Origin of the sequence: Paenibacillus woosongensis (assembly GCF_030122845.1) — a bacterium.
Classification (GTDB): Bacteria; Bacillota; Bacilli; order Paenibacillales; family Paenibacillaceae; genus Fontibacillus; species Fontibacillus woosongensis_A.
Genome location: NZ_CP126084.1, coordinates 4,480,111 through 4,505,381, shown reverse-complemented (window position 1 = coordinate 4,505,381; position 25,271 = coordinate 4,480,111). Strand labels below are relative to the sequence as shown.

General features: G+C 51.8%; 18 protein-coding genes and 2 pseudogenes. 14 read left to right on the top strand and 6 right to left on the bottom strand.

From position 1 onward, the window contains the following. The first annotated feature begins 75 nt into the window (after window positions 1-75). The 9 genes from QNH46_RS20810 (at window position 76) to QNH46_RS20770 (ending at window position 12,164) form a co-directional block, all read left to right on the top strand. A complete protein-coding gene (locus QNH46_RS20810; protein WP_283928519.1) occupies window positions 76-1,398 on the top strand; it encodes an extracellular solute-binding protein in 1,323 nt (440 codons plus the stop codon). A 103-nt stretch (window positions 1,399-1,501) separates the two neighbouring features. Next, window positions 1,502-2,392 carry a carbohydrate ABC transporter permease gene (locus QNH46_RS20805; protein ID WP_283925851.1) on the top strand — a complete coding sequence of 297 codons (891 nt, stop codon included), beginning with the start codon at window positions 1,502-1,504 and terminating at the stop codon, window positions 2,390-2,392. Between the two features lie 15 nt (window positions 2,393-2,407). Then, a complete protein-coding gene (locus tag QNH46_RS20800) occupies window positions 2,408-3,289 on the top strand; it encodes a carbohydrate ABC transporter permease (protein ID WP_283925850.1) in 882 nt (293 codons plus the stop codon). Between the two features lie 123 nt (window positions 3,290-3,412). Beyond that, window positions 3,413-5,173 (top strand): sensor histidine kinase, encoded by a 1,761-nt coding sequence (locus tag QNH46_RS20795; RefSeq protein WP_283925849.1) that lies wholly within the window; start codon window positions 3,413-3,415, stop codon window positions 5,171-5,173. Then, complete coding sequence (locus QNH46_RS20790; protein ID WP_283925848.1) at window positions 5,151-6,338, top strand: response regulator; 1,188 nt, start codon at window positions 5,151-5,153, stop codon at window positions 6,336-6,338. The genes QNH46_RS20795 and QNH46_RS20790 overlap by 23 nt, the downstream gene beginning before the upstream one ends. Before the next feature lie 281 nt (window positions 6,339-6,619). Continuing rightward, a complete protein-coding gene (locus tag QNH46_RS20785) occupies window positions 6,620-8,821 on the top strand; it encodes a discoidin domain-containing protein (RefSeq protein WP_283925847.1) in 2,202 nt (733 codons plus the stop codon). 758 nt (window positions 8,822-9,579) lie between these two features. Next, on the top strand, window positions 9,580-10,014 hold the full coding sequence (locus tag QNH46_RS20780) for a MarR family winged helix-turn-helix transcriptional regulator (protein WP_196427227.1): 435 nt from the start codon (window positions 9,580-9,582) through the stop codon (window positions 10,012-10,014). 51 nt (window positions 10,015-10,065) lie between these two features. Continuing rightward, the gene (locus tag QNH46_RS20775) at window positions 10,066-11,037 is read left to right on the top strand and encodes a ring-cleaving dioxygenase (protein ID WP_283925846.1); all 972 of its coding nucleotides are present in this window, start codon (window positions 10,066-10,068) and stop codon (window positions 11,035-11,037) included. Window positions 11,038-11,270: 233 nt separating this feature from the next. Beyond that, on the top strand, window positions 11,271-12,164 hold the full coding sequence (locus tag QNH46_RS20770) for an SDR family oxidoreductase (RefSeq protein ID WP_283928517.1): 894 nt from the start codon (window positions 11,271-11,273) through the stop codon (window positions 12,162-12,164). 103 nt (window positions 12,165-12,267) lie between these two features. Here QNH46_RS20770 and QNH46_RS20765 read toward each other — a convergent pair whose 3' ends face one another. Beyond that, window positions 12,268-12,684 carry a DUF2500 domain-containing protein gene (locus QNH46_RS20765; RefSeq protein ID WP_283925845.1) on the bottom strand — a complete coding sequence of 139 codons (417 nt, stop codon included), beginning with the start codon at window positions 12,682-12,684 and terminating at the stop codon, window positions 12,268-12,270. Between the two features lie 460 nt (window positions 12,685-13,144). Here QNH46_RS20765 and hflX point away from each other — a divergent pair, with 460 nt between their 5' ends. Continuing rightward, the gene (hflX, locus tag QNH46_RS20760; RefSeq protein ID WP_283925844.1) at window positions 13,145-14,416 is read left to right on the top strand and encodes a GTPase HflX; all 1,272 of its coding nucleotides are present in this window, start codon (window positions 13,145-13,147) and stop codon (window positions 14,414-14,416) included. 72 nt (window positions 14,417-14,488) lie between these two features. Here hflX and QNH46_RS20755 read toward each other — a convergent pair whose 3' ends face one another. After that, a complete protein-coding gene (locus QNH46_RS20755) occupies window positions 14,489-16,069 on the bottom strand; it encodes a sensor histidine kinase (protein WP_283925843.1) in 1,581 nt (526 codons plus the stop codon). Then, window positions 16,066-16,749, bottom strand: coding sequence for a response regulator transcription factor (locus tag QNH46_RS20750; protein WP_283925842.1), 684 nt, complete (start codon window positions 16,747-16,749; stop codon window positions 16,066-16,068). Before QNH46_RS20750 ends, QNH46_RS20755 begins: the two co-directional genes overlap by 4 nt. A gap of 190 nt (window positions 16,750-16,939) precedes the next feature. Here QNH46_RS20750 and QNH46_RS20745 point away from each other — a divergent pair, with 190 nt between their 5' ends. Next, window positions 16,940-17,872 carry a manganese-dependent inorganic pyrophosphatase gene (locus tag QNH46_RS20745; protein WP_283925841.1) on the top strand — a complete coding sequence of 311 codons (933 nt, stop codon included), beginning with the start codon at window positions 16,940-16,942 and terminating at the stop codon, window positions 17,870-17,872. A gap of 135 nt (window positions 17,873-18,007) precedes the next feature. Here the strand turns inward: QNH46_RS20745 and QNH46_RS20740 are convergent, their stop codons facing one another. Further along, the gene (locus tag QNH46_RS20740) at window positions 18,008-19,276 is read right to left on the bottom strand and encodes an MFS transporter (protein ID WP_283925840.1); all 1,269 of its coding nucleotides are present in this window, start codon (window positions 19,274-19,276) and stop codon (window positions 18,008-18,010) included. 183 nt (window positions 19,277-19,459) lie between these two features. On the opposite strand from QNH46_RS20740, the gene QNH46_RS20735 reads away from it, so the two are divergent. Together QNH46_RS20735 and QNH46_RS20730 are read left to right on the top strand one after the other, a co-directional pair. Continuing rightward, window positions 19,460-21,745 carry a PAS domain S-box protein gene (locus tag QNH46_RS20735; protein WP_283925839.1) on the top strand — a complete coding sequence of 762 codons (2,286 nt, stop codon included), beginning with the start codon at window positions 19,460-19,462 and terminating at the stop codon, window positions 21,743-21,745. An 88-nt stretch (window positions 21,746-21,833) separates the two neighbouring features. After that, window positions 21,834-22,883: pseudogene (locus QNH46_RS20730) on the top strand (SulP family inorganic anion transporter); the annotation flags it as partial. A 175-nt stretch (window positions 22,884-23,058) separates the two neighbouring features. Here QNH46_RS20730 and QNH46_RS20725 read toward each other — a convergent pair. Together QNH46_RS20725 and QNH46_RS20720 are read right to left on the bottom strand one after the other, a co-directional pair. After that, window positions 23,059-23,361, bottom strand: a complete 303-nt coding sequence (locus tag QNH46_RS20725; RefSeq protein WP_283925838.1) for a hypothetical protein — start codon at window positions 23,359-23,361, stop codon at window positions 23,059-23,061. A 22-nt stretch (window positions 23,362-23,383) separates the two neighbouring features. Beyond that, window positions 23,384-24,001, bottom strand: coding sequence for a TetR/AcrR family transcriptional regulator (locus QNH46_RS20720; protein ID WP_283925837.1), 618 nt, complete (start codon window positions 23,999-24,001; stop codon window positions 23,384-23,386). Window positions 24,002-24,106: 105 nt separating this feature from the next. Here QNH46_RS20720 and QNH46_RS20715 point away from each other — a divergent pair. Beyond that, a pseudogene (locus QNH46_RS20715) lies at window positions 24,107-25,216 on the top strand (MMPL family transporter); the annotation flags it as partial. Window positions 25,217-25,271 lie beyond the last annotated feature (55 nt).

Genomic DNA, 25,271 nt, shown 5'->3' with positions numbered 1-25,271 from the left:
CGAAAGGTTGCCGCTCATAATGAAGGATATAAATAACAAGGGGGGAATAAAGTGGCAAAGACAAAAATATTTAAAATGTTAAGCCTTGCGCTGGCATCGACCTTGCTGCTTGGCCTAGCGGCCTGCGGGGGCGGAGCCAGAGAAACCCAAGGCAATGCAGGGAGCATGGAGACTGGGGGAGCGGAGGCTAAAGCTCCGGATAAAAAAATCACGATTACGTTTCAAAATATTTTTCCAGATCCCACTGATCCCAAGCATCAGATTATGAATAAGCTCGTAAAGCAATATGAAACGGAAAATCCGAACATCAAGATCGAGCTCGATTCGCTTAACACGGACCAGCAGAAATTGAAGCTGAAGACGCAGGCTGCCTCCAAAGAGGTTCCGGACATTACCGTGGTCAATCCTGCGGCGCAAATGAAGCCTTTTGTGGAAGCGAATCTGTTTGCCCCGCTCAACGATATGCTTGAAGTGAACGGACTCAAGGATACGTTCCAGGAGGGCTTGCTCGACTGGTACAGCTTTGACGGCAGCATTTATGCATTGCCGGACGGGAACAACATTGGGGTCGTGTACTACAACAAGGAGCTGTTTGAACAAGCGGGGGTCGAGGTGCCGGGGACATTCGAAGAAATGCTCGAAGTTGTGAAAACGCTTAAGTCGAAGGGCATTACGCCGATTGCGATCGGCGAGAAGGATACGTGGACGGGATCATTCCTGTTCATGAACATGCTCTTGCGCACGAACGGGCCGGGCTTCCTGAGCGATGTGCTGGAGAATAAGAAGACCTTCGAGGACCCGGCGTTCATTGAAGCTGTCGACGCATTCCAGAGTCTGGTCGCGGCAGGCGCGTTCCAGGAAGGAGCTACCTCCTTCGATTACAATGCCGGGGAGAATTTATTCAAGACAGGCAAGACAGCCATGTACTATATGGGGTCCTGGGCAACGGGCGGAATTGAAACATCATCCGTGGATGGCAAAGTCGGCGTATTCAAATTCCCGACGATCAACGGCAAAGGCGATCCGAACGAATTTATGCTGGCGCCGGGCAGCGCGTTCGCGATCTCGGCCGACAGCAAGCATTTGCAGGAGACGAAAGATTTCCTGAACTACTTCATGCTGAATTTCCCGAAAGAGACGTTTGAAGCGAAAGGCGCGGTCGGCATCGGGCAGATTGTAGAGGGGGACTTTAAGGCTGCCGGATATTCTGATATGGCAATGGAAGTGCTTGATCTGTTCAAAGAGGTTAAAGGCGGCGATCTGGCGTTCGACAATACGATGAATCCGGGCACGGCGCAAGCTCACTTGAGCAGCATCCAGAACCTGTTCGTACAGAAAAAGGATTCCGCCGAGGTGGCCAAAGAGCATCAGACGGCGTATGAGGCAAACAATAATTAGCATCATTAATTAATTGAAGCGGTACGAAGGGAACACTTGCTGTTCCCTTCGTCATCTATCCTGACGCCAAATTATGTCGGCCAGAAAAAGGAGGGGATGCGGCATGAATGTTCTTAAGGTCTCCCGCCTTACGATTGCCCTGTTCGTACTGCCTTGCCTGCTCATTTATTGCACCATGGTGTTCATCCCGATCCTGGTTTCGCTGTATAGCGGGCTGTTGGATTGGAACGGAATCGGCAAGGCGACATTTGTTGGATTGAAAAATTTCAATAATCTATTTTTTAACGATCCCGTATTTTGGCCCTCTGTAAGGAGGACGCTAATGTTCGCCGTGTTCTCCATGGCGGAAATCCCGTTAGCTCTGCTCGTGGCCATTTTGCTGCGGAGATTCATCAAGCGGCCCAATTTTCTGGTGTCGAGCTATTTTCTGCCGGTCATCCTGTCCGTCGTTGTCGTCGGCCAGCTGTGGAAGACCATTTACAATCCGGCCTCCATGGGCGGTATGCTGAATCAGGTTCTGATCACCATAGGGCTGGAATCGTGGACAAGGCCTTGGCTGACCGATCCGGCGGTCGCGATGTATGCTCTTTATTTTGTCGCTCTATGGCAATACCTCGGGTATCACACGCTAATTCAGTTTACGGGAATATCCAATATCCCCAGCGAGCTTTACGAGGCTGCACGGATCGACGGCGCCGAAGGCTTCAAGGCCGACCGCCACATTACGTTCCCGCTCATTATTCCGATTTTCAAAATATCCATCGTGCTGGCCTTCATCGGCTCGCTCCAGGCGTTCGATATGGTCATGGTCATGACGGCCGGGGGGCCGGCTCATGCCACCGATGTGATTTCAACCCATATGTACAATATGTCATTTTTATCGATGAAATACGGGTACGGCAGCGCGATTGCCGCATTTCTCGTCGCCGTTTGCCTGATCGCCACGCTGATCATCAACCTCATTTTCAATTCACTAGAGAAACGGTTCTCGTAAAGGAGGAACATCGAAATGAATACACCGGGTGCTCTGGCCGTTCGGAACGAAACCTCCGTACCGAGACGCAAACGATTTTCTGTTACGAAAGGAATCGTTATCGCATTCCTCTCGCTGCTCGTCGTGACACAGGTGTACCCGCTGCTCTGGCTGCTGCTGTACTCCTTCAAAACCAATGAGGAAATATTGTCCGGCAGCTTCTTCGCCCTCCCTGGTTCACCGCAGTGGATCAATTACAGCTCGGCCCTGGCTGGCGGGAGATATTTCCGCTATCTATGGAACAGCTTCTTCGTCACTTCGATCACGATGATCAGCGTGATCCTTCTAAGCTCGCTCGCCGCCTTTGCGATCAGCCGCTTCCGCTGGAAATACGGCCAGGCGGTCATGCTTGTCTTTCTAGTCGGCATGATGATTCCGATGCAGGCTACGCTGCTGCCGCTGATGCTTATTTTCAAAAACATGCATATTCTCAACACGCATTTATCGATCATCTTTCCGTACATCGCCTTTTCGACGCCGATTTCCGTGTTCATCCTGAACGGATTCATGAAGACGATCCCGCATGAAATCGAAGAGTCGGCGATTATGGACGGGGCCAGCGTGTTCCGCGTATATCTTAACATTTTGCTGCCGGTTTCCGTGCCGCCGATTATGACGGTATGCATTCTGACGTTTATCAACATTTGGAACGAGTATATTCTGGCCGCCACATTCATTTCCGCCGAATCGCTAAAAACACTACCGTTTGGCGTGAACAGCTTCGTCAGCCAGTATTCGGTTAACTATGGGGCGATCGGGGCTTTTCTCGTGCTCGGCGCGCTTCCTGTCATCGTGATCTATTTTATGCTAGCGGATAAAATTACCCAGGGCATGGTAGCTGGTGCCGTTAAGGGCTGAATTTGAAAAGCGGTTACTGTGATAAACTGGAAGAACTATTGCAGCGAATGAAAGGGGACGACATCATTGGCGCGAGGATTCCGATCTATCCATAGCCGTCTTTTTCTGCTTTTCCTTACATGTATGACCGTGATCCTTATTTTGGTCAGCTTCCTGTACTATACGCGCGCCCTCGCGATTATCCATTCGAAAATCAGCGACATTGCGGAGAAGAATATTTCGCAAACTGCCGGGTTGTTCGATCTGATGCTTGAGGGCTATAACAGCGTCACCAAATCGCTGAACGGCAACTATGAACTCACGCGCCTGCTGCAGGAGACGTCCAGCAATCCGGCCGTATCGGTCATCAACGAGCGCTCCATTACGAACATTATCGGGGCGGCCTTCTATTCCCGCAAGGAAATCGTAGGCATCCACATCATTACGAACGGCGGCAAAGTATACAGCTACGAAAAGCAGTTTGCGGGCGTCATCGATATCAATTATGCGCAGACCGATTGGTATAGCAAATTACAAGCGTCCAAGGGCAACATGGTCTGGCTTGGGCTGTACTCCGGCTCTCCCATAAATACGATGCAGCAGGATACGGTCTTCGTATTCGGGCGGCAGCTCTATGACTTGATGGATTACAAATCCATCGGCGTGATTGTGATCGAGACCGATCCTACCCCGATTACCGAAGCGCTGTCTAACGTGGGCATCAGTCCCGGCACCCGGGTGTTCATTACGGGGATGGACGATCAGCTTATTGCCAGCAAAGGACAGCAAGGGGCAGGCACGCCGGGATTCTCTCAGCTGCCCAAACCGTCGCAGGATCAGGCCATTATCGTGGATGACACCTCTGACCAGCTGATCGTAGCCGCCAGTACGGCGCTCGCCGATTGGACGATATACGGGATTACACCCAAAAGCGACTTCAACTCGGAAATCAACCAGACCCGCCTGTACTTGTTCGTCGTCGTATTGGCTCTGATTATCGTCTCTACAATGCTGGCCTCCATTGTGTCCAGGACGATTGCATCTCCGCTCAAGCTGCTCATACGGGAAATGAAAAAAGTAGAGCTGGGCAATTTCAATGGCTCCGTGAACGTCAATTCGTTCGAGGAAATCAACAGCCTGGTCTCCTCCTTCAACCGGATGGTGCAGCGCATGGATGAGCTGATCAAGCGGATCAAGCTGTCCTCGGTCAGCGAGAAGAACGCCCAGCTGCAGGCGCTGCAGTCGCAGGTGAATCCGCATTTTCTATACAACACGCTGGACATGATTTACTGGATGCTTGATGAGAAGGGCAATGAGAGGCTGAGCCGCGTCATTTTGTCCCTGTCGCAGATGTTCCGCTACAGCAGCAATTGGGAGGAGGCCTCCCAGACGACGCTGCGGCAGGAGCTGGAGCAAATTCGCCACTATTTGACGATTATCGGGAGCCGTCTCAATGACCGTGTGCAGACGGAAATCGATGTGGATGAGAACTGGCTTGACGTTGTGCTGCCGAAAATGACCATTCAGCCAATCATCGAAAATGCGGTGAAATACGGTCTGGAACCACTTGGCACTCCGTGCAAGCTCCAGGTGCATGCGGAGCGGCACTACCATCAGCTGCATATCAAAATCATCGATGACGGCCTGGGCATGGATGAAGCGACGCTCGGCCAGATTCAAGCGAACTTGCGTAAACGGCCAAGTCTGGCCCTTGAACCGGTAAGCCGGCCGCGGCGGGGAATCGGGCTGCATAATGTGCATGCCAGAATCGGCATGATGTTCGGCGAGAACTATGGATTAAGCGTGGAGAGCCGGCAGGGCGAGGGGACGACGGTAACCATTATCGTACCGATACCGATAGCGCTACAAGGAGGACGTAGGGATGAAAATTCTAATTGTGGATGACGAATCGGTGATCCGGGAAGGGATCATGCGCACCATTCAGAGAGCTTATCCGCATTATGATGTTTATCTGGCTGCCAATCCGGAGGAGGCGGTGCAGCTGCTGCGCAGCCATCCGATCGATGCGGTGCTGACCGATATTTTGATGCCGGGCATGACGGGGCTGGAATTGATGCAGCTATCGAGGCGCGGTTATCCGCACATCAAATGGGTCATTATTTCCGCATATTCGGAATTCAATTACGCCAAAGAAGCCATTAAGCTCGGGGCGGTCGATTATCTGCTTAAGCCGATCGGTAAAGACCTGCTGCGGGATATGATTGATAAGCTGAAGGAGCTTATCGATCAAGAAGCGGAAAAAGCGCGGGAATCGAAGCTGCTGCGGGCGAATTTGAAATTTCTGAGAGAAGCCATGTTTCAGCGCTGGGCTTCCGGTCTTGACATTGGAGGGATGGATATGACTGCTGTAATCGCTAATCACCCGCGGTTTCAATTGATCATGGTCAAGATGGAAAGTGACCGGGCCGTTCATTTGGAGCATTTTATTATTGATAATGTACTGTCTGAATTGACGACGCAGTATGGACGGGGCTTCGTGACGACCTATGATGCCAAGAGCCTGCTCGGCCTAATTACGGTCGATGAAGGCAAATCGCTGGAGAGTCTGCTTGAAGAGCTGCGCAGCAATTTGAAGCGATATTTGAGGGTGCCCTTTCAAATTATGCACAGCGGGATGCTGCATGACTTCAATAAGGTCCCCGGTGAGGTGCAGAGAATGCATCAGGATTCGGCGAGCCATGAATTCGAGTATTATGCGACTGGAGGCAGCGAGATTATCGAGGTGGCGATCCAATATATTCGGGCATATTACAATACCGACCTGTCGCTGGAGAAGGTAGCCTCGATTGTCTATTTGAATCCTGTCTATTTCAGCCAGGTTTTCAAGCAGAAGACGGGTTATGGCTTCAAGGAATACGTCATCCATTTACGCATGGAGCAGGCGAAGCTGCTGCTGCTCAACCCGCAGCTGAAGCTGGCTGATATTTCCGAGCGGATCGGTTACCAGGACGTTAAGCATTTTACACAGGTCTTCCGCAGAAAATATAACGCCACACCGACAGAATACAGACAGGAGCACCGCGCCCACACACATAAAGCGTGTCCGTGATTCGGCGGGGTATATGCGTTACGCGTATTTCATTTGTGATCGGCAGATGCTGCGGAGGCTGAGGTTACTAAGCTATTGCGCGTATCCATGAAAACAATCCGGCAGGTTATCCGTTCATATCGGGCTGGAAGGGAGGTGATGCCGGCCAACTTGGAAGCGCTTACTGAAGGGAGATGAGTTTAAGGAAACCAAGGAGGTGGTTGGGCTTCTGGACGAGGGCTGCAACAACGAATAGCAGGAGTACGTAAAGATAAAATGAGGTATGAGGAGGCGTCTTTACTATGACTAAGAAAATGATGTCGGTCATTGCAGCTTTAACGCTTGTTCTAGGTTTATCCTCCGTCAATCCGGGGGTTTCTCAGGCGGCTACGCCGATCAGTCAGGCGAATTCGACCATTTTTGGCCCGAATGTGTATGTATTTGATCCTTCCATGGCAACTGCGGATATTCAGAACGTGGCAAATTCGATTTACCATATTCAGGAACAGAATCAGTTTGGCACGGAGCGGTACGCGCTCCTGTTCAAACCCGGGTCGTACAATGTGAACATTCGGGAGGGCTTCTATACGCATGTAGCAGGGCTCGGACAGAACCCGGATGACGTGAATATTACCGGCGGGTTCAATGTGGATGCACAGTGGTTTAATGCCAATGCGACCCAGAACTTCTGGCGCTCCATTGAGAATATCAAAATCACGCCGTCCAATGGCAAGACACAGTGGGCCGTTTCGCAGGCAGCGCCGATGAGACGGGTGCATATCGCCGGTTCGATGGACTTGTTCGACTTTGATCCTTACTGGAATGCAGGCTGGGCGAGCGGAGGCTATTTGGCTGATTCGATCATCGACGGTAAAATCGTGCCCGCTTCCCAGCAGCAGTGGTTCTCCAGAAACAGCCGGTACTCTGAATGGACAAACGGCGTTTGGAATATGGTGTTTGTAGGCGACAGCAATCCGCCGTCAGGCAATTTCCCTGATCCGCCGTATACGGTCGTCAATACAACGCCAATCATACGAGAGAAGCCTTATCTGTACATCAACAATGCAGGGCAATACCAAGTTTTCGTTCCATCGCTGCAGACGAACACGAAGGGCGCTACCTGGGCTAACGGCTCCACGCCGGGCACTTCGATTGCGATTGACCAGTTCTATATCGCCAAGCCTGGCACCGCAACGGCCGCAAGCATCAATTCGGCGCTGAGCCAAGGCAAGCATTTGTTGTTCACTCCGGGCGTGTATCATTTGAATCAGACGATTCAAATCAACAATCCGAATACGGTCGTTCTCGGGATCGGCCTGCCTACGCTCATTCCGGACAATGGCGTTACCGCGATGAAAGTCGCCGACGTTGACGGGGTGAAAATAGCGGGGCTGTTATTCGATGCCGGCCCTGTCAATTCACCTACCTTGCTGCAGGTTGGCCCGAGCGGCAGCTCGCAGAGTCATGCTGTTAACCCGACCTCACTCCACGATCTGTTCTTTAGAGTGGGAGGGGCTGGCATTGGGAAGGCCGACATCAGCCTGGAGATTAACAGTAACCACGTCATTGGCGATCATTTCTGGATCTGGCGCGGAGACCATGGCGACGGCGTAGGCTGGAATACGAACGTTACGAAGAACGGGCTGGTCGTTAACGGAAATGACGTCACGATATACGGGCTGTTCGTAGAGCATTATCATCAATATCAGACGCTCTGGAACGGCAACAACGGCCGCACTTATTTTTATCAATCGGAAATCCCTTACGATGTGCCGAACCAATCCTCGTGGATGAGCCATAATGGCACGGTTAACGGTTACGCCTCCTACAAAGTGGCGGATTCGGTGACGAACCATGAAGCCTGGGGGCTTGGGGTTTATTCGTACTTCAGGGATGCAGCCGTCAAGGCTAAAAGCGCAATCGAAGTTCCGAATGTACCAGGCGTGAAGCTCCACCATGCGACGACGATTTGGCTGAACGGCGTACCGGGCAGTGAAATTACGCATGTCATCAACGATATCGGCGGCCGGGTATATGCCAATTCTCCGGCTGGGGCAATGAGACAGACAGTAAATGAGTTTGCCGGTACGGGCAGCGGCGGCGGGACCGAAACGGCGCTCAGCCGCACAGGCTGGACGGTCAGCTCGGTGCCTTCCAGTGGGGATGTGTCTGCGAATATGCTTGATGGCAACCCGTCCACGCGCTGGAGTGCAGGGACAGCCATGGCTCCAGGACAATATCTTATCGTCGACATGAAAGCTTCGAAGATGTTTAAGAAGATCGTCATGGACTCGACGGGCAGCAACGATGATTATGCCCGCGGCTACGAGATCTACGTCTCGAATGACGGCACGAACTGGGGCGGAGCCGTAGCGAGCGGCAGCGGTACAGGTGCGGTTATCACCGCCAGCTTCGGGCAGCAGACAGCCCGCTACATCAAGGTCGTGCAAACCGGAACAGCCTCCAACTGGTGGTCGATCCACGAACTTAATGTCTATAACTAGAGGCTGGAGAGAAGCTTGAATTGAATAATGCGTTAAGCTTGTAAGAGCATTAGCCCTGCTAGGCAGCAGGGCTAATGTTTTTTTGAAGGGAGGAGTGTTAGTTTTGATCGGGTGGGCTTGCTTGGAAGGAATGCTGCGAAAGTGCAGGATTTTTTTCGTTTAACAACGTTTTTCATATAAATAATGCAAAATCCTCACGGCCACCTAATATAAGTGGAGTCTTTCCCACGAATAAATTAAACTGCTGATTTAAGACTGTTCCCAGATGGTCAGGAGAAGTAACTAGATGTATTTCCTGCAGTTAGTTCATCGGTTTTGGCCGTGTTAGAGGGAACTAACTGCATGTTTTGCATTTAGCGCATGGTTTTTTTATAAAAGAGCATAACTAGCTGTATAAAATACATTCCGATTTTAAATAATCAAATCATGGTTACTTGAGCTAAATATGAATGCATATGTTGAATCATTTTACAGCATTATTGAAAGAGATCTTTTTAGTAAAGTGATAGACTCCATATTTAAGGGAGAGAGCCGAATTTACATTAATCCTCGGGCTGTCAAGCTAATCCTATGGTTTCTAATGAAAATCCTGCATAGGGAAAGGGGGTTGACATCTCATCAGTTTAGATATAAACTGATAATAGCAACAGAGAACTACAAAGTAAATCAACACACCAATCAACACAACAATTGATCCCTTGATTCTATTTCATCTATACAACAACAGTTACTTTGAAAAGAGGTGATGGCCAATGGACATGGATCGTCAGGAGGAACGTCTGGGGCTGCTTATATGGTATCGGTTATCCCGAATATATAATCAGAGTCTGCGGGCGTCGAACCAGCATTTGAAGGCTTGGGATTTAACAGCGGCGCAGTTTGATTGCCTGGTGCAAATCGGTTCGCATGAAGGCCTTACCCAACAGGAGCTGGCAGATAGGCTGCTCGTTACCAAAGGGAATATAACGCAGCTGCTCTCGAAGATGGAACAGCTGGGGTGGATTGAAAGGAAGCAATCCTGGAAGACGAAATCTTTGTTTTTGACCGAACAAGGCCGCAAGCTGTATAACGAGGCTGTTCCGGCACAGGAGCATTTTCAGGCATCGCATTTCGATGGCCTTGACCTGGAAGAGAAGAAGCAGCTTATTGCTTTGCTGCGGAAGGTTCAGCACGCTTCGCTGGAACAAGAATAGATCATATCAGCATGCTCAAATGCACAATCTACAAACATGGAGGGATCAATGATGCATTTTAAAGGAATTCACCACGTATCCGCCATTACCGCGAATGCTCAGAACAACTTTGAGTTTTATACGAAGGTGCTGGGATTGCGTTTAGTCAAGAAGACGGTGAATCAGGACGATGTCTCTGTATATCATCTGTTCTATGGTGATGGGAAAGGTAACCCCGGAACGGAGCTGACGTTCTTCGAAATTCCAGTGGCAGGCCGCAACCGGGACGGGAATGACTGCATCTCGGCCATCTCCTTGCGAGTGCCGAATGATGCCGCATTGGCTTATTGGAGCAAAAGGCTGGACGAGCATGGCGTGGAGCATGGAGACATTACCGAGCGGGCAGGAAGAGCGACGCTGGCTTTCACCGATTTTGAAGGCCAAAGATTGATCCTCGTTTCCGACGAGCACAATGAAGGCGTTCAGGGCGGCATACCTTGGGAAAAAAGCGTCGTCCCCGCAGAGTACGGGATTACGGGCCTGGGTCCGGTGCAATTAACGGTAGCGAGTGCCGAGCGAACGGTTTCTGTGCTGACCGCATTGATGGGCTTCCGGAAGAAAGGGCAATACCCGTCCAGCGTTCCTGGGCAGCCGGATATTCAAGTATTTGAGACCGGAGAAGGCGGGACAGGAGCTGAAGTGCATATTGAAGAGCGGAATGACCTGCCGAAGGAACGCCTTGGCCGCGGCGGCGTGCATCATGTGGCTTTCCGCGTAGAGAATGAGGAGGAGCTGCGCGCCTGGGTCACCCAGCTGAAAGCGGCGAGAATCGCTAGCTCCGGTTATGTGGACCGCTTCTACTTCCGGTCGCTGTATTTTAGAGAACCGAACGGCATATTGTTCGAGATCGCTACGGATGGCCCGGGCTTTGACACAGATGAGGATATCGAGCATTTAGGTGAATCCCTTGCTCTTCCGCCCTTTCTGGAGGCGAAGCGCGAGCAGATCGAGGCTCATCTGAAGCCGCTGGATACCGTACAATAACCGTTGCTTATAAGCCTGATAAATAGATTGTTAGCACGACCCAAGAGAGACCCGCGGGCATGGAAATCATGCTGTCTGAGGGTCTTTTTTGGCTTAGATTTCTTTCGTTCGTGATATAAGACAAAAGATGTCATATATACTGGGGTAACCTATAGAGGAATACCGTACAAATCACCGGGAGGGAATGATTGAACATGAATACGAAACTGGAGAGGGAACGGCTGGACAGCTTAATGACGAGCGTAAATCGAAATTCTTTGCAAGGAAAGGTGGCCGTCGTGGCTGGTGCGACAAGAGGGGCTGGACGAGCAATAGCGGTGACGCTGGGAACAGCAGGAGCTACCGTATACTGCACAGGGCGAAGCGTTCGCGGGAATCCATCCGATCTGCAGCGCTCCGAGACGATCGAGGATACGGCCGAACTGGTTACGGCTTGCGGAGGCAAAGGAATCCCCGTCCGGACGGACCATACGGTGGAAGAAGAAGTGAAAGCCTTGTTTGAGCAGGTTCGCACAGAGCAGGAGGGACAGTTGGACATTCTTGTGAATGATTTATGGGGCGGCGAGCATTTAACCGAGTGGGGCGTTCCCTTCTGGGAATCCTCCTTGGCGAAGGGGCTGCTTATGCAGGAACGGGCGGTCAGAGGCCATATGATTACGAGCTACTATGGAGCGCCGTTAATGGTTGCACGGCAGTCGGGGCTCATCATTGAGGTTACGGATGGGATAAGCTACAACTATCGCGGTAATCTGTATTACAGCCTGGCCAAAATATCCCCGATCCACTTGGCAGCCGCCATGAACGAAGAGCTGCGCCCCTATCATGTGACTGCATTAGCGGTAACGCCGGGATTTCTGCGGTCGGAGCAAATGCTGGAGCATTTCGGCGTAGAAGAGGAAAACTGGCAGGACGCCATCGCCCAAGAGCCGCATTATGCCGAATCGGAAACGCCGTATTTCCTGGCGCAAGGAATCGCTGCGCTTGCTGCCGATCCTCAGGTTGCTGCGAAAGCGGGACGGGTATGGTCAAGCTGGAGCCTGTCCGACGAGTACGGCTACCGCGATATCGACGGTCGCAAGCCGCATTGGGGCAATTATGCCCAGGCTCAGGGGTTGCCGGTCAATTGATTTTTATAAGCCTGCCTTAGTTATCGCAATCCGCTTGAGCTCTCTTTGATCCCGAAATCATCGGAGGCGGGGCAGCTAGCCCCGCAATCCGGTTATTGTAATCCTAATAAGCTCTCTCCCGGCTTCTCTCCATACTTCGCTCGAAGGCGACAATCCATTCGCCCTGCACAAGAGCATATCCGGTATCACCTTCGGCGACGAGCCCGTACAGGTTCTTGACGTCAAGATACTCTTTACGGTCTCCATTGTCGAATTGCAGGGTGATGTAATAGTGGGTCCGCGATGTAGAGGAGTGCATGTGATCGTCCGCATGGTGGCTGGAATGATGCTCTACGTATGTGCGCTTTGATACGACGGTGGCAAAAACCGATTCCTGGGGCGAGCGCTTGTTTTGGACGTATTTGACTCCGTTTGAGATGAATACAGCGATGATTATTCCAAATATAATGATGAAAATAATGGGGAAAAGAGTGGACATCGTATTAAAAAATCCCATAGGTGAAAAACCGAAATCAGACATATGGCAAGCCTCCTTCACAATATAAACGCAACTAAAATGCAAATGGTTTCGCTATATTGTTTTACTATTCCAAAATGGTTCGGCTTAGACGCTGCTCCGCAATTTTCTCTTCATTGTGCCCTTTTGTAAATTATGTTAATATGAAAATACTTCTTAACAAGAACGGAGGGTTCCCTGTGATTTACATTAAATTCCGTTATACCACTTTGCGCGGCTAATTGAATAGTGCTCAAAGGCTCTGCCCTGTGCAGGGCAAACGGGATAGGTGTGCTATCATAAAGGGGATCTTTATAATAGAATATGCCGATCGCTGCTTGCTGTCCGCTGACGGTGAGCGCTATTTGCCGTAGGCGGGATGCCGCGGCAATCTTGTTTGCATGACACAGGGGGATGCCTGTGTCTTTTTTGTCATATCATAATTCAGTAACTCGGCATCAATGCCGGAGGAGGTCATGCATATATGGAACAATTGCAGCAGAAGGCGATTCTAGTAGGAGTGAACCTGGATCATCAGGAGGACTTTGAATATTCCATGGAAGAGCTGGCGAATTTGACGGAGGCCTGCCATATTGAAGTTGCCGGCACGCTAACGCAAAATTTGCCCAAGATCAATAAATCCCACTACATCGGAACAGGCAAAATCAGCGAAGTCCGCGGGCTGGTTGAGGGGCAGGAGGCGAATCTCGTCATCTTCAACGATGAGCTGTCCCCTTCGCAAATCCGCAATTTGGAGGCGGATCTGGAGTGCAAGGTCATCGACCGGACGGTGCTCATACTTGATATTTTTGCCCAGCGGGCCAAGACGAGGGAGGCTCAGCTCCAGGTCGAGATCGCTCATATGAAATACATGCTGCCGCGTCTTGTCGGGATGAGGGAGTCCCTCGGCCGCCAGAGCGGCGGCGTAGGCACGAAGAACCGCGGGGCAGGGGAGACGCGGCTTGAGCTGGATCGCCGGCGGATCGAGGAGAAGATCACGGTGCTGAGCAAAGAGCTGGAGGAACTCGTAGCCCACCGCCAGACCCAGCGCAAGCAGCGCAAGAAGAAGGAGCTGCCCGTCGTGTCTTTGGTAGGGTATACCAATGCCGGCAAATCGACGATTATGAATGCGCTGATGGAACGGTACAACCCAGCGCAGGAGAAGCTGGTATTTGAGAAGGATATGCTGTTCGCCACGCTGGAGACCTCGGTACGGAACATACCGCTGCCGGACAACAAGGCTTTTTTGCTTACAGATACGGTCGGCTTTGTCAGCAAGCTCCCGCATCATCTGGTCAAGGCGTTCCGCTCCACGCTGGAGGAAGTGGCGGAGGCCGATCTGCTGATTCACGTTGTCGATTTCAGCAACCCGGAATATGAGCGGCTGATCAAGATTACGAACGAAACCTTGAAGGATATCGGCATTACCGATCTTCCGGTGATCTATGCGTACAACAAAAGCGATTTGACCGATCATTCCGTACCGAAGGTTGAAGAAGACCGGATCTATATGGCCGCGAAGCCGCGAATCGGCATCGAGGAATTGGTGCAGTCTATCCGGAAGTCCATTTTCAAGGATTATATCCGCTGTGAGATGCTGATTCCGTATGATCAGGGGGCGATCGTATCCTATTTCAATGAGAATGCCAATATTGAATCCACCAGCTATGAGGCTGAAGGCACCAAGCTGACGATGGAATGCAAGCAAAGCGATTACAGCAAATTCAAGCAGTACATTATTGAAGCGGATAGCTAGAAAAATAAACCCATCAGCAAGGCCCGGACAGACACTCCATGAGTGCTGTCCGGGCCTTGTGCCGGGTTCGGCTTAATTACGCAGCTCCCGCCTCGCATTCAACGGCAATCTTACCTCGAATGCGGTGCCTTCTCCGGGCTGGCTCATAACGTGAATTTCGCCGCCATGCGCTTCTACAATCGACTGGCTGATAGAGAGGCCAAGGCCAGCACCTCCTTGGCTTCGCGTCCGCGAAGCGTCGCTGCGGTAGAAGCGGTCGAATACGTGCGGTAGGTGCTCGGGCGGGATGCCGCAGCCGTTGTCGCGAATGGACAGCAGGGCTTCCTTCGGCGTAGCGGTCAGCGTGACGGTAATCAGGCCCTGCCCAGGATCGGTATGCTGCACCGCATTGCTGAACAGGTTGAGGATGACCTGTTTGATCGCGTTGCCGTCATACATCCCCATAACTCCTCCAGTCAGGACGAAACGGGTCGTCCGCTCCTTGGCGAGCATTCGCAAATGGGGCTCCATCTCCGAAACGAGGGAATCCAGCCGCGTCTCCCGCAGCTCCAGCTCGGGCTGGCGGTCCAGCTTGGCGAGCAGCAGCAGATCCTCGACCAGCTTCTTCATGCGTGTCGATTCGCCAAGCATGCTCTTCAAGGAGGCCTGCAATTGCTCCGGATTTGCCGCCGCTCCGCGCAGAAGCACCTCCAGAAAGCCGTGGATGGAGGTGAGCGGCGTCCGCAGCTCATGCGAAGCATCCGCGATGAAGCGGCGCATTTGCTCCTTCGCTTCCCGTTCGCCTTCGAAGGAAATCTCCAGCCGCTCCAGCATTCCGTTAAACGACTGGGCGAGGGCGTCGATCTCCGTCTGTCCCTGCCTGGAAGGGAAGCGGATGCTCAGGTTGCCGGCATTGATGTCCTCGACGGTGCGAACCATGCGGTTCAGCGGATGCAGCGTCCGGCGCAGCAGGGGCAGGTAGAGCATCAGGCCGCAGGCCAGGGCAACCGCCGACAGGCCGGCGAACGTCAGCAGCTGGCGCAGGACGATACTCTGCAGCGGCGCGGTGTCCTTGCCGATCTGGATCAGACCGTATTGGGTGCCGGGTCCACCTGCAGGACGGAAGACGACGAGCTGCTCCCGTCCGGTCTCATCCTGAACAACCTCATAGCCGCTGTGCACCATATGCTTCAATTGCTCCAGGAGAGCGGCGTATTTCACGGCAGATAACCGCGGCGAGACCATACCCGCAGCACCAGTCAGGTCAGTGAACATGCCGCTCTCTGAAATATAGGCGATCGACATGTCGGGCAGGAACAGCAGCGGCCGATCGCCGGAATTGTCCGAGCTGTTCTTCTCCGCAGTCGAGGCCGCAGGGTCGGCAGGAACTGCAGGAACTGCAGGGGCTGCTTCCCCGCTGAACCCCTGCACGCGAATGTTCAAGCGCTCGGCGCCGGGACTGCCGAAGAGCTCCTTCGGCAGTCCCCGCATTTGGAGCAACGTTTCCGCCTGGTTCTTGTACAGGAAATCCTTCATAATAACGTACTGCAGCGCGCCGATCAGCAAAAGCAGCGCCGCGAGCACGAGCAAGGAACGGGACAGCAGCTGGATCCGGAGAGAGCGAGGGGCTGCCGCGCTTCGGATGCGGCTCTGAATGAGCTTCAGCCTGCTCATATATCGACCCTGTATCCGGCTCCGCGCAGCGTCCGGATGAGGCGATGCTCTTTATCATGCAATTTATCGCGCAGCGACCGGATGTACACCTCGACGATATTTTCTTCGCCGCCGAAGTCATAGCCCCATACTTTGTCCAGAATGGTCGTCTTGCTCAGCACGATGCCGTGGTTGATGACGAGATATTTAAGCAGCTCGTACTCCGTGGGAGAGAGCTCTAGTACCTGATCGTGGTACAGGATTTCTTTCTTCTTGTCATTGACGCGGAACGGGCCGATCGCCACTTCGCCGATCAGCGCAGGGAATTGGTTGCGCAGACGGGCGGCGATGCGAGCCAGCAGCTCCTCGAAGCTGAACGGCTTGATGACGTAATCGTCGGCCCCGATCGTCAGTCCCTTGACCCGGTCTTCGACTTCATCTTTTGCCGTCAGCATAATAATGGAGGCGTGCAAGCCGCTTTTTTTCAGCATCCGGCAGACCTCCCAACCGTCCATGCCCGGCATCATCACGTCCAGAACAACGATATGCGGCTGGAATTCCGCGGCCAGATTTACCGCGCTTAGTCCGTCGTGTGCGCTTTGCACCTCATAACCTTCGTTGATGAGTCCGAGCTCCAGAAATTGAACGATGTGGGGCTCGTCATCGACGAGCAGAATTTTTATGCCTTTCAAGTGAGTCATAAGGTTGAAGCCTCCTCTTGTAGCGACTGGCAGTTTAGTTCTTACTTAATTATAGGGGATGTTGCTGAAAGTACGCTGAAAAAAACGATTTCGATGTAAAATATTTGAATCTAGGACTCTATCATCTTGATTGTCCGAGGCCTTGTAGGATATACTTTTCTAAGCTAATGAGTAAAAGGAGAGTATTGAGATGGACAAAGTATTGATTTTCGGTCACAAAAATCCGGATACGGATACAATTTGCTCCGCCATCGCTTATGCGGACCTGAAAACCAAGCTGGGCTGGAATGTCGAAGCCGTTGCTCTTGGCAGCGCAAATGGGGAAACTCAGTTCGCTTTGGATCGTTTCGGTTTCACAGCTCCCCGCATTGTGGAGAGTGTAGCGGACGAAGTGAAGGATGTCATTCTCGTTGACCACAATGAACGCCAGCAGAGCGTTGCGGATATTGATCAGGTGCGCGTAGCTGAAGTTATCGACCACCACAGAATCGCCAACTTTGAGACCAGCGGGCCGCTTTATTACCGCGCGGAGCCTGTCGGCTGCACGGCAACGATTCTGAACAAAATGTATAAAGAGAACGGCATCGAGGTTCCAGCGAATATTGCAGGCTTGATGCTGTCGGCGATCATTTCCGATTCCCTGCTGTTCAAATCTCCGACCTGCACCGAGCAGGACGTTGCGGCTGCTCGCGAGCTGGCTGCTATCGCCGGCGTGAACGCGGAAGAGTACGGCCTGGACATGCTCAAAGCGGGAGCGGACTTGAGTGACAAATCGATCGAGGACCTGATTTCCCTCGATGCGAAGGAATTTGAAATGGGCAGCTCCAAGGTAGAGATCGCCCAGGTTAACGCGGTTGACGTAAATGACGTATTGTCGCGCCAGTCCGAGCTGGAAGCAGCGCTGGCAGGCATCGTGGAGAAGAAGGGACTCGACCTGTTCCTCTTCGTCGTGACGGATATCCTGAACAACGACTCCGTGGGACTTGCTGTTGGTAAGGATGCTGCTGCGGTGGAAGAAGCTTACGGCGTTAAGCTCGTTGACAACAAAGCGGTGCTTAAGGGCGTAGTGTCCCGCAAATCGCAAATCGTACCGGTATTGACGGACATTTTCAATAAACGCTAATTTACGCAAAGAGCCCGGAGGCTGAATTCTGCCTCCGGGCTCTTTTTACATATTGACAATAAGTTTGCCATCATTGCCGGCATTGGTGCTGCGTCACTTTGCCGATTGCGGTTTAAAATAATAGAATGAGGAAGTTTAAACCGAATCCATGGCTGAGCCTGCATCCGCACTCAACGGGTTAGGGTCAGGCTTGTGTTTGAAGATCGGGATAAGGATCAGTGCTCCGATCAGCATGACTACTCCCGAGACGGCATAAATTTCGACGAGCGGGAACGTTTTTTTCAGCAGACCGGCCAGGGACATCATGATGACCATCATCCCCATGAACATTGGACTGAGCACGCCGTTCACCCGGCCGACGTAAGACTGCTCGGTCCATTGGAGAATCAGCGTGTTGATGCCGATTTGGATGCACGGGAAGGTGAGGCCGTTGATGAATTGCAGTGTTAGCGTTAGCGGAATGCTGGTCGAGAAGCCCATGCCGGCGATACATACGGCACTGACCGTCATTCCGAAGGCAAGCAGCAGCTGAGGCGCGAATTTCTTCGTTAGTGTCATGATCAGGATGCCGCCGAGAAGCATGGCACCGCCGTTAACCATGAGCAGGAACTGCAGGAACTCTTTAGGCTGCCCCAGTCTTTCGGTAACGACGAAGAGCCCCAAGGTTTGAATGGTGCCGACCGCAAAGCCTGCAATCGCAAAGGTAGCACCCAGCACTTTCAGGACTTTGCTGCGCCAGACGTAGCGGAAGCCATCGGCCAGCTCCTGGCGGATGTTGGACGTGCGTTCCTCTTTGTGTTCCGGCTTCTCATCCGCAGGCAGACGGAACAGGACGAGGGCGGACAGCAGGAAGGCTACGCCCATAACGGCGATTGAATTTTCAATCCCGAATTGATGGTAAGCATAGATGCCGAGCGCAGGTCCGATGATCATAAAGATTGCAACGAGCGATTGGAACAGAGCCATGCCTTGCTGCAATTGATCGGGGTGAACATGCTGTTTGAACAGCTTCATGACCGAAGGCTGCGAGAATTGCGATAGGATCGCTGATACAAAGGTAGCCAGGTAGATCGTTTCCCAGGAACCGTACAGCAGTGTCAGCAGAACGACAAATACGGATATCGCGGACAGGAAATCACACCAGATGATCGTGCGCTTCGGCAGCCATCTGTCAGCGAAGGCCCCGCCGATAAAGGAGAATACAAAGATCGGGGCGAATTCGACGACGGAGATCAGTGAAATTGCGAGCGGATCCTCATTCGTCATATCTGTGACGAACATCAGGATGGCGAAATTCCTAACCCAAATTCCAATCTGCAGCAGGACATTTGAGATGAGGATGGTCTGGTAGAACCGATTGCGAAAAAGGCTTCCGTGATTCGAAGCTTGCCCAGCTGTGGACATGATTTATCACCTCAAATATGGTTTCTCTTTAGGTGGGCACAGAACGCCCCCTAGCAACAATAATGCATTTCAGTCTTCTTGAAAAGAGAAAATTCAACTATAATTATTTTCTGTATATCTTCATTTTTTTTCGATCGTGAACTCACTTGATGTACGAACACCCTACTGGACGGAGGCAGAGACATGAGCATCAGGGAAGATGGACAGCTGTCTACTCACGGGCACCGGAAAGAGAACTCAAATCAGCGTGAAATTGGCCAGTACTACTACAAGCAAATCGTCAACCATGCGGGAGATATCATTTACTGCTGTGATGAAGAAGGGATATGCGAATATATCTCGCCGTCCGTAGAGCCTTCTCTCGGCTACGTCCCGGAGGAATTGCTGGGCCGCCGTCACACCGAACTATGCCATCCTGATGACCGGGAGATGCTTCGCGGCGGGGGCAGAATCGAGCTGCGCCTTAAGCATAAAGATGGAAAATACGTATGGTTCGAATTCAATATTACCCGGCTGGGCACCCGGGAAGGGCTGGAGAAGCCGGTCATTCTCGCCGTCGGCCGCGACATTTCAAAATGGAAATACGAGCGGGCGATTCTGTCTGAAACGATGCGCACCGCGTTAATCGGCAGCTGGGAATGGGATCTGGCAAGGGATGAGATCGTCTTGTTCGATTACGTATATGAAATGTTCCACATTAAAAAGGGCTCCGTAGTCACAACCACCCAGCTTGTAGAGCTGATACAGGAAAATGAGCGGAAGCAATTCATAGAAGCGATTCGGCGAGCGATGGAAGAAGGGAAGCTTGATTTCGAATTTCAATATAAACACGGGGATGGCGCGACAGGCTATTATTGCTTAAAAGGCATCGTAGCCTATGATGAGGATAAGAGGCCTGTCAAGATGAATGGAACCGTGCAGGACATTACGGAACGCAAAAATATCGAGCGTAAAATCCAGGAAACGGTTGAACGTTATACTTCATTGAAGAAGTACAATCATGACGCCGTATTCTCTCTTGACCTGGAGGGCAATATTATCAATGCGAACGTCATGGCTGTGAAGATGACCGGTTACGAAATTGAAGAAATGGCCGGCAAAAGCTTCTCGCGTTTTATCGGGGAGAAGTACGTCCAGCGCATCCTGAAAGAGGCGATCAGCGATCCGAGCATCGAAAAGCTGATTGATAAGCTTCATACGAAGCAGGGCGAGACGGTAGAGGTATTGACGACGATCGCGCCGATTATTATCAACAACGAGAACGTAGGCTTCTATATTATCGCCAAAGATATTACCGAGCAAAAAAGACTGCTCATCGCCAAAGAAGCAGCCGAAAGCACGAACAAGGCCAAAAGCGAATTTCTGGCCATGATGAGCCATGAAATCCGCACGCCGATGAACGGGGTCATTGGCATGACGGATCTGCTGCTGGAAACGACAGAGCTGGATAACACCCAGAGGGAATACCTGGGTATTATCCGCAAGAGCGGAGATACCCTGCTGAGCATTATCAACGATATCCTCGACTTTGCCAAAATCGAATCGGGAAAGACCGTGCTGCACAAGGAGCTGTTCGATATCCGCAAGTGTATCTCCGAGACGCTGGACGTGCTTACCCCTAGAGCTTATGAAAAGGGGCTGACGATGAAGTACGACGTCCATCCCGACGTTCCGGACGCCTTGATCGGCGATCCGGATCGCCTGAAACAAATATTTCTCAATTTGGTCGGGAATGCGGTGAAGTTCACCTTTAACGGCGGAGTATCGATATCGGTGGAGCTGCTGGAGAGGCAGGATCAATACGTCAGATTGAAGGTTATCGTGAAAGATACCGGAATCGGCATTCCCAAGGATAAAATATCGCATCTGTTCGAACCGTTCTCCCAGCTCGATCATTTCATGACGCGCAATTATGAGGGCACGGGGCTGGGGCTGGCAATTACGAAACGGCTGATTGGTCTGATGGACGGTGATATTTGGGTAGAGCCTGCAGATGGGTTGGGCGCTACTTTTGTATTTCATATTATGCTGAAAGAGCCCCCAAGGCAGACGGCAGCCGGCAAAGGAACGGACGGAGCTGGCCAGGACGGAACCCACGCGCAAAAGCTGAAGATTCTTGTGGCTGAAGATAATGAGATTAATCAGATCGTGCTGAAGAAAATGCTTGAACGGCTCGGCCATCACATCACGATCGTTTCGAACGGCATAGAAGTTATACAGAAAATTGCCTATGAACCGTTTGACCTTATTTTTATGGATGTGCATATGCCTGAGCTAAACGGGCTTGACGCGACACGGGTCATCAAGGAGACTGTACCTGCAGACAAATGGCCGGTGATCGTCGCCGTCACCGCTAATGCCTTGAAGGGCGACAGAGAGAACTGCCTGAATGCGGGGATGGATGATTACATCAGCAAACCGATCAAGAGCACGACCATTGCGGAAATTATCGCCAAGTATTTCGGATAATCAGACTAACTGAGTCGCATATAGTGAACAACGCCTTGCATACGAACGATGCAGGTTTTTTTTTATGAAGGACAGAGAAGGGGAGCAAATGGCTCTATTTTGCAGGAATAATATAGGAGGATTACATCATTTATTTAAAACATCAAATATTCGTGCGGCTTGGTTCTCGAACGTACGTGCTGATTTGCTGTCCGGCCTGACGGTTGCTTTTGCTTTAATCCCCGAGGCAATCGCCTTCTCGCTATTGGCTGGAGTGAGCCCGATGGTAGGGCTGTATGCTTCATTTTTCATCGCCGTAGTGATTGCTTTTGCGGGGGGAAGGCCGGGAATGATCTCGGCAGCTACTGGGGCAATGGCGCTGTTGATGGGCGGCCTCGTTCGCGACTATGGCATCGAGTATCTCTTTGCAGCTACAATTCTCGCCGGCGTCATTCAAATTATTCTTGGCGCGCTGCGGCTTGGAAAATGGATTACCTTTTTGCCGCATTCCGTCATGGTGGGATTCGTAAATGCATTGGCGATCCTGATCTTTATGGCCCAGCTTCATTATTTTGCGGGCGAAGGCTGGGTGATGTATGCCCTAGTTGCACTGACTCTAGTTATTATTTATGTATTTCCCCGGATGACGAAGGCATTTCCTTCGGCCTTGGCAGCAATGATCATCGTATCCGTCATTACCATGCTGCTTGGCCTGGACGTCAAGACGGTGGGAGACATGGGTACGATCACGAGCGCTTTGCCGGTGTTCCATCTTCCTGAGGTAGGCTTGACGTGGGACATGCTCAAGGTGATTTTTCCGGTATCTTTATCATTAGCCGTAGTTGGGCTGCTTGAGTCATTGATGACGGCGACTTTGATCGATGAGATTACCGATACGCCAAGCGATAAGCACCGCGAGATGAAGGGGCAGGGACTGGCTAACATCGTTCCGGGCTTCTTTGGCGGGATGGCGGGCTGTGCCATGATTGGCCAGTCGATGATTAACGTCAAGTCAGGTGGACGAACCCGGTTGTCTACACTGGTGTCGGGTGTTGGACTGTTGTTCCTCATCATCGTGCTCGGCGATGTCGTCAAAGCGATCCCTATGGCAGCCCTGGTTGGCGTAATGTTCATGGTTTGCATAGGCACGTTCAATTGGGGTTAAGTCATTGCGAAATACCAGGAACAGGGCAAGAAGGTACAGATCGTTGGGCTAAACAGGGAAAGTTCAGAGCTCGTTGACCGGGTTGGATTATTCGTTCCCGGAGAACAGGGTTAATGTACAGAAAAAAGGCAGATCCTCATAACATGAATGCGGCCTGCCTTTAATATTTTTATAGGAGACTAAATCTTTCAAGCTGATCCTGGAGTCCTTCCCGGGTTAGAATTTCCACCTGCTTCGGCCCGATCAAATCGAAGTGAGGATAAGTGTCCCGGCGATGAATGTATTTCGGGTTCAGCCCGTTATCCTCGCACCATACCGCCAATCGCTCCAAATCATTGCACCCGACTTTGGTGACGGTCGTAATGCCCGGAAAGCGCGGATCCAGCCAGTAATGCGTCAAGTATGCAATTTCTCCTCGCGAGGCTCGCTGTTTCCAGGCGTTCAGCTCGTCCCGGGTGATCCCAAAGGCCATGGCTTTCATCCCTTTGCTGTCATTATTTGTGAATGCCCCTCCACAGAAAGGCTACGATTTTAGCTGCTGCTTCCTCATGCGTCTCGAACAAGTACGCATTATTCGAATAGAGCCGTTCACCAATCCTTAGCATGGACACATATAAATGCGCCGTAAGAAAAGGGTCATCGCAGTGGATCTCCCCCTGCCTGGCGGCATCGGCGAAGCCGGTCTCCAGCGCCTCGTACAGGGCGTTCTCATGCTGGTTCAACTGATTATGCTGCTCCTCGGTCAAATGATGCTTCACCTTTTCCGCCATGTCGTCCATATGTATCTGCGGAACGCGCAAATAATTTTGGGCAATGAGCTCAAGCCGTTCCCGAAAAGAGCCTGGCTGAGCAAGCAGCGTCTCGATCCGCTGCCTCACATTGACGAGTACAGCGACCATCGAGGCCACGAACAGTTCGTTTTTGGTTGGAAAGTAGTAATAGACGGAAGCTTTGGTTACGCCCGAATGCTGCGCAACCATATTCATGGAGACGGATTCGAAGCCTTTCTCCATAAACAGCTTAGAGGCTATGAATAAAATATGCTGCGAAGTAGGCAGCCCTTCCTGCTGCACGGGAGGCCTTCCCAAGGGCTTCTTGTTCGGTGCTTTCATTAAGGTCACCTCAAATTACTTTACTGACGAATCATTATACCATAAGAAGCTGTTCAAATAATCCTCTTTCCTTGGACAGGCAGCCAATGAAAATAGACGATTGCAGGTATTTCCATTGATGCGGTCGGATTGTTCTCGAGCGCGGACGTATCGCTGCTTATTGCCACGGTGCTGCTCGTACTCGTGCTGCTGCTGCTTATTTACAGATCTCCGATATTGGCGATGATTCCTTTGATCGGGGTAGGCTTTGCCTACGGGGCGGCCAGCCCGATTCTCGGTAAAATGGCCGACATGGGCTGGATCACCGTCGATTCGCAGGGAATTTCCATCATGACGGTACTGCTGTTCGGCGCGGGAACGGACTATTGCTTGTTCATGATTTCGCGTTTCCGGCAAGTTCTCGGAGAAGAACGTGATAAGACGAAGGCGCTTGTCCGCGCATTCAAAGACTCCGCCGGAGCGGTCGCAATGAGCGGCTTCACCGTCGTCATTGCCTTGCTTGTGCTTTTATTCGCCAAATACGGCGCGGTTCACCGGTTTGCGGTGCCGTTCAGCTTATCGATCCTGATCATGGGCGCAGCCAGTCTGACGCTTGTTCCTGCGCTGCTGGCTATCTTTGGTCGGGGCTCCTTCTATCCGTTCGTGCCCCGTACACCGGAAATGATTGCCGAAAGAGCCCGGAAGAAGGGCAAGCCTGTTCCGGCGATTTCCCCGGCAGCAGCCAAGCAGCAGGGGGGCCTGATCGGCAGGGCGGTAACGCGCCACCCGTGGCTTATCATTACAATCACCGTCATTTTTCTGGGCACCTGCGCACTGAATGCCACCCGGATCGAATATACCGTGGACTTATTGTTGACGTTTCCCGAGAGCAGTCCGTCACGGGAAGGCTTTGCTGTTATCGGCGACAAGTTTACTCCAGGCGAGCTGGCCCCGATTAAGCTTATGGTCAATACGGAAGGGAAGGACGTGCCTCTAAAAGAAACGTTCTCCGCTCTCGCTTACGTTAGTAAAGTGTCGGAGGCGGCAGAAGGGAGCGGCAACCCGGATATTAAAGCTATAGATATCGAACTGAATCTGAACCCGTATTCCAATGAAGCGATGGCGCTCCTTCCAGAGCTGCGGGAGACAGCAGAAAGAATGCTCCAGACAGCTGGCATTACTGCACCGGAGGAGCAGGTATGGATCTCGGGGCAGACGGCGGCCCAATATGATACAAGGTGAGCCGTATTCGGCAAGTTAAAAAATAATGCTTGAAAAACTAATACCATTA

Bases quoted from the DNA above. Each gene is read 5' to 3' on its own strand.
- QNH46_RS20810 (WP_283928519.1), top strand. From the start codon at position 76: ATGTTAAGCCTTGCGCTGGCATCGACCTTGCTGCTTGGCCTAGCGGCC.
- QNH46_RS20805 (WP_283925851.1), top strand. From the start codon at position 1,502: ATGAATGTTCTTAAGGTCTCCCGCCTTACGATTGCCCTGTTCGTACTG.
- QNH46_RS20800 (WP_283925850.1), top strand. From the start codon at position 2,408: ATGAATACACCGGGTGCTCTGGCCGTTCGGAACGAAACCTCCGTACCG.
- QNH46_RS20795 (WP_283925849.1), top strand. From the start codon at position 3,413: ATGACCGTGATCCTTATTTTGGTCAGCTTCCTGTACTATACGCGCGCC.
- QNH46_RS20790 (WP_283925848.1), top strand. From the start codon at position 5,151: ATGAAAATTCTAATTGTGGATGACGAATCGGTGATCCGGGAAGGGATC.
- QNH46_RS20785 (WP_283925847.1), top strand. From the start codon at position 6,620: ATGACTAAGAAAATGATGTCGGTCATTGCAGCTTTAACGCTTGTTCTA.
- QNH46_RS20780 (WP_196427227.1), top strand. From the start codon at position 9,580: ATGGATCGTCAGGAGGAACGTCTGGGGCTGCTTATATGGTATCGGTTA.
- QNH46_RS20775 (WP_283925846.1), top strand. From the start codon at position 10,066: ATGCATTTTAAAGGAATTCACCACGTATCCGCCATTACCGCGAATGCT.
- QNH46_RS20770 (WP_283928517.1), top strand. From the start codon at position 11,271: ATGACGAGCGTAAATCGAAATTCTTTGCAAGGAAAGGTGGCCGTCGTG.
- QNH46_RS20765 (WP_283925845.1), bottom strand. From the start codon at position 12,684: ATGTCTGATTTCGGTTTTTCACCTATGGGATTTTTTAATACGATGTCC.
- hflX (WP_283925844.1), top strand. From the start codon at position 13,145: ATGGAACAATTGCAGCAGAAGGCGATTCTAGTAGGAGTGAACCTGGAT.
- QNH46_RS20755 (WP_283925843.1), bottom strand. From the start codon at position 16,069: ATGAGCAGGCTGAAGCTCATTCAGAGCCGCATCCGAAGCGCGGCAGCC.
- QNH46_RS20750 (WP_283925842.1), bottom strand. From the start codon at position 16,749: ATGACTCACTTGAAAGGCATAAAAATTCTGCTCGTCGATGACGAGCCC.
- QNH46_RS20745 (WP_283925841.1), top strand. From the start codon at position 16,940: ATGGACAAAGTATTGATTTTCGGTCACAAAAATCCGGATACGGATACA.
- QNH46_RS20740 (WP_283925840.1), bottom strand. From the start codon at position 19,276: ATGTCCACAGCTGGGCAAGCTTCGAATCACGGAAGCCTTTTTCGCAAT.
- QNH46_RS20735 (WP_283925839.1), top strand. From the start codon at position 19,460: ATGAGCATCAGGGAAGATGGACAGCTGTCTACTCACGGGCACCGGAAA.
- QNH46_RS20725 (WP_283925838.1), bottom strand. From the start codon at position 23,361: ATGGCCTTTGGGATCACCCGGGACGAGCTGAACGCCTGGAAACAGCGA.
- QNH46_RS20720 (WP_283925837.1), bottom strand. From the start codon at position 24,001: ATGAAAGCACCGAACAAGAAGCCCTTGGGAAGGCCTCCCGTGCAGCAG.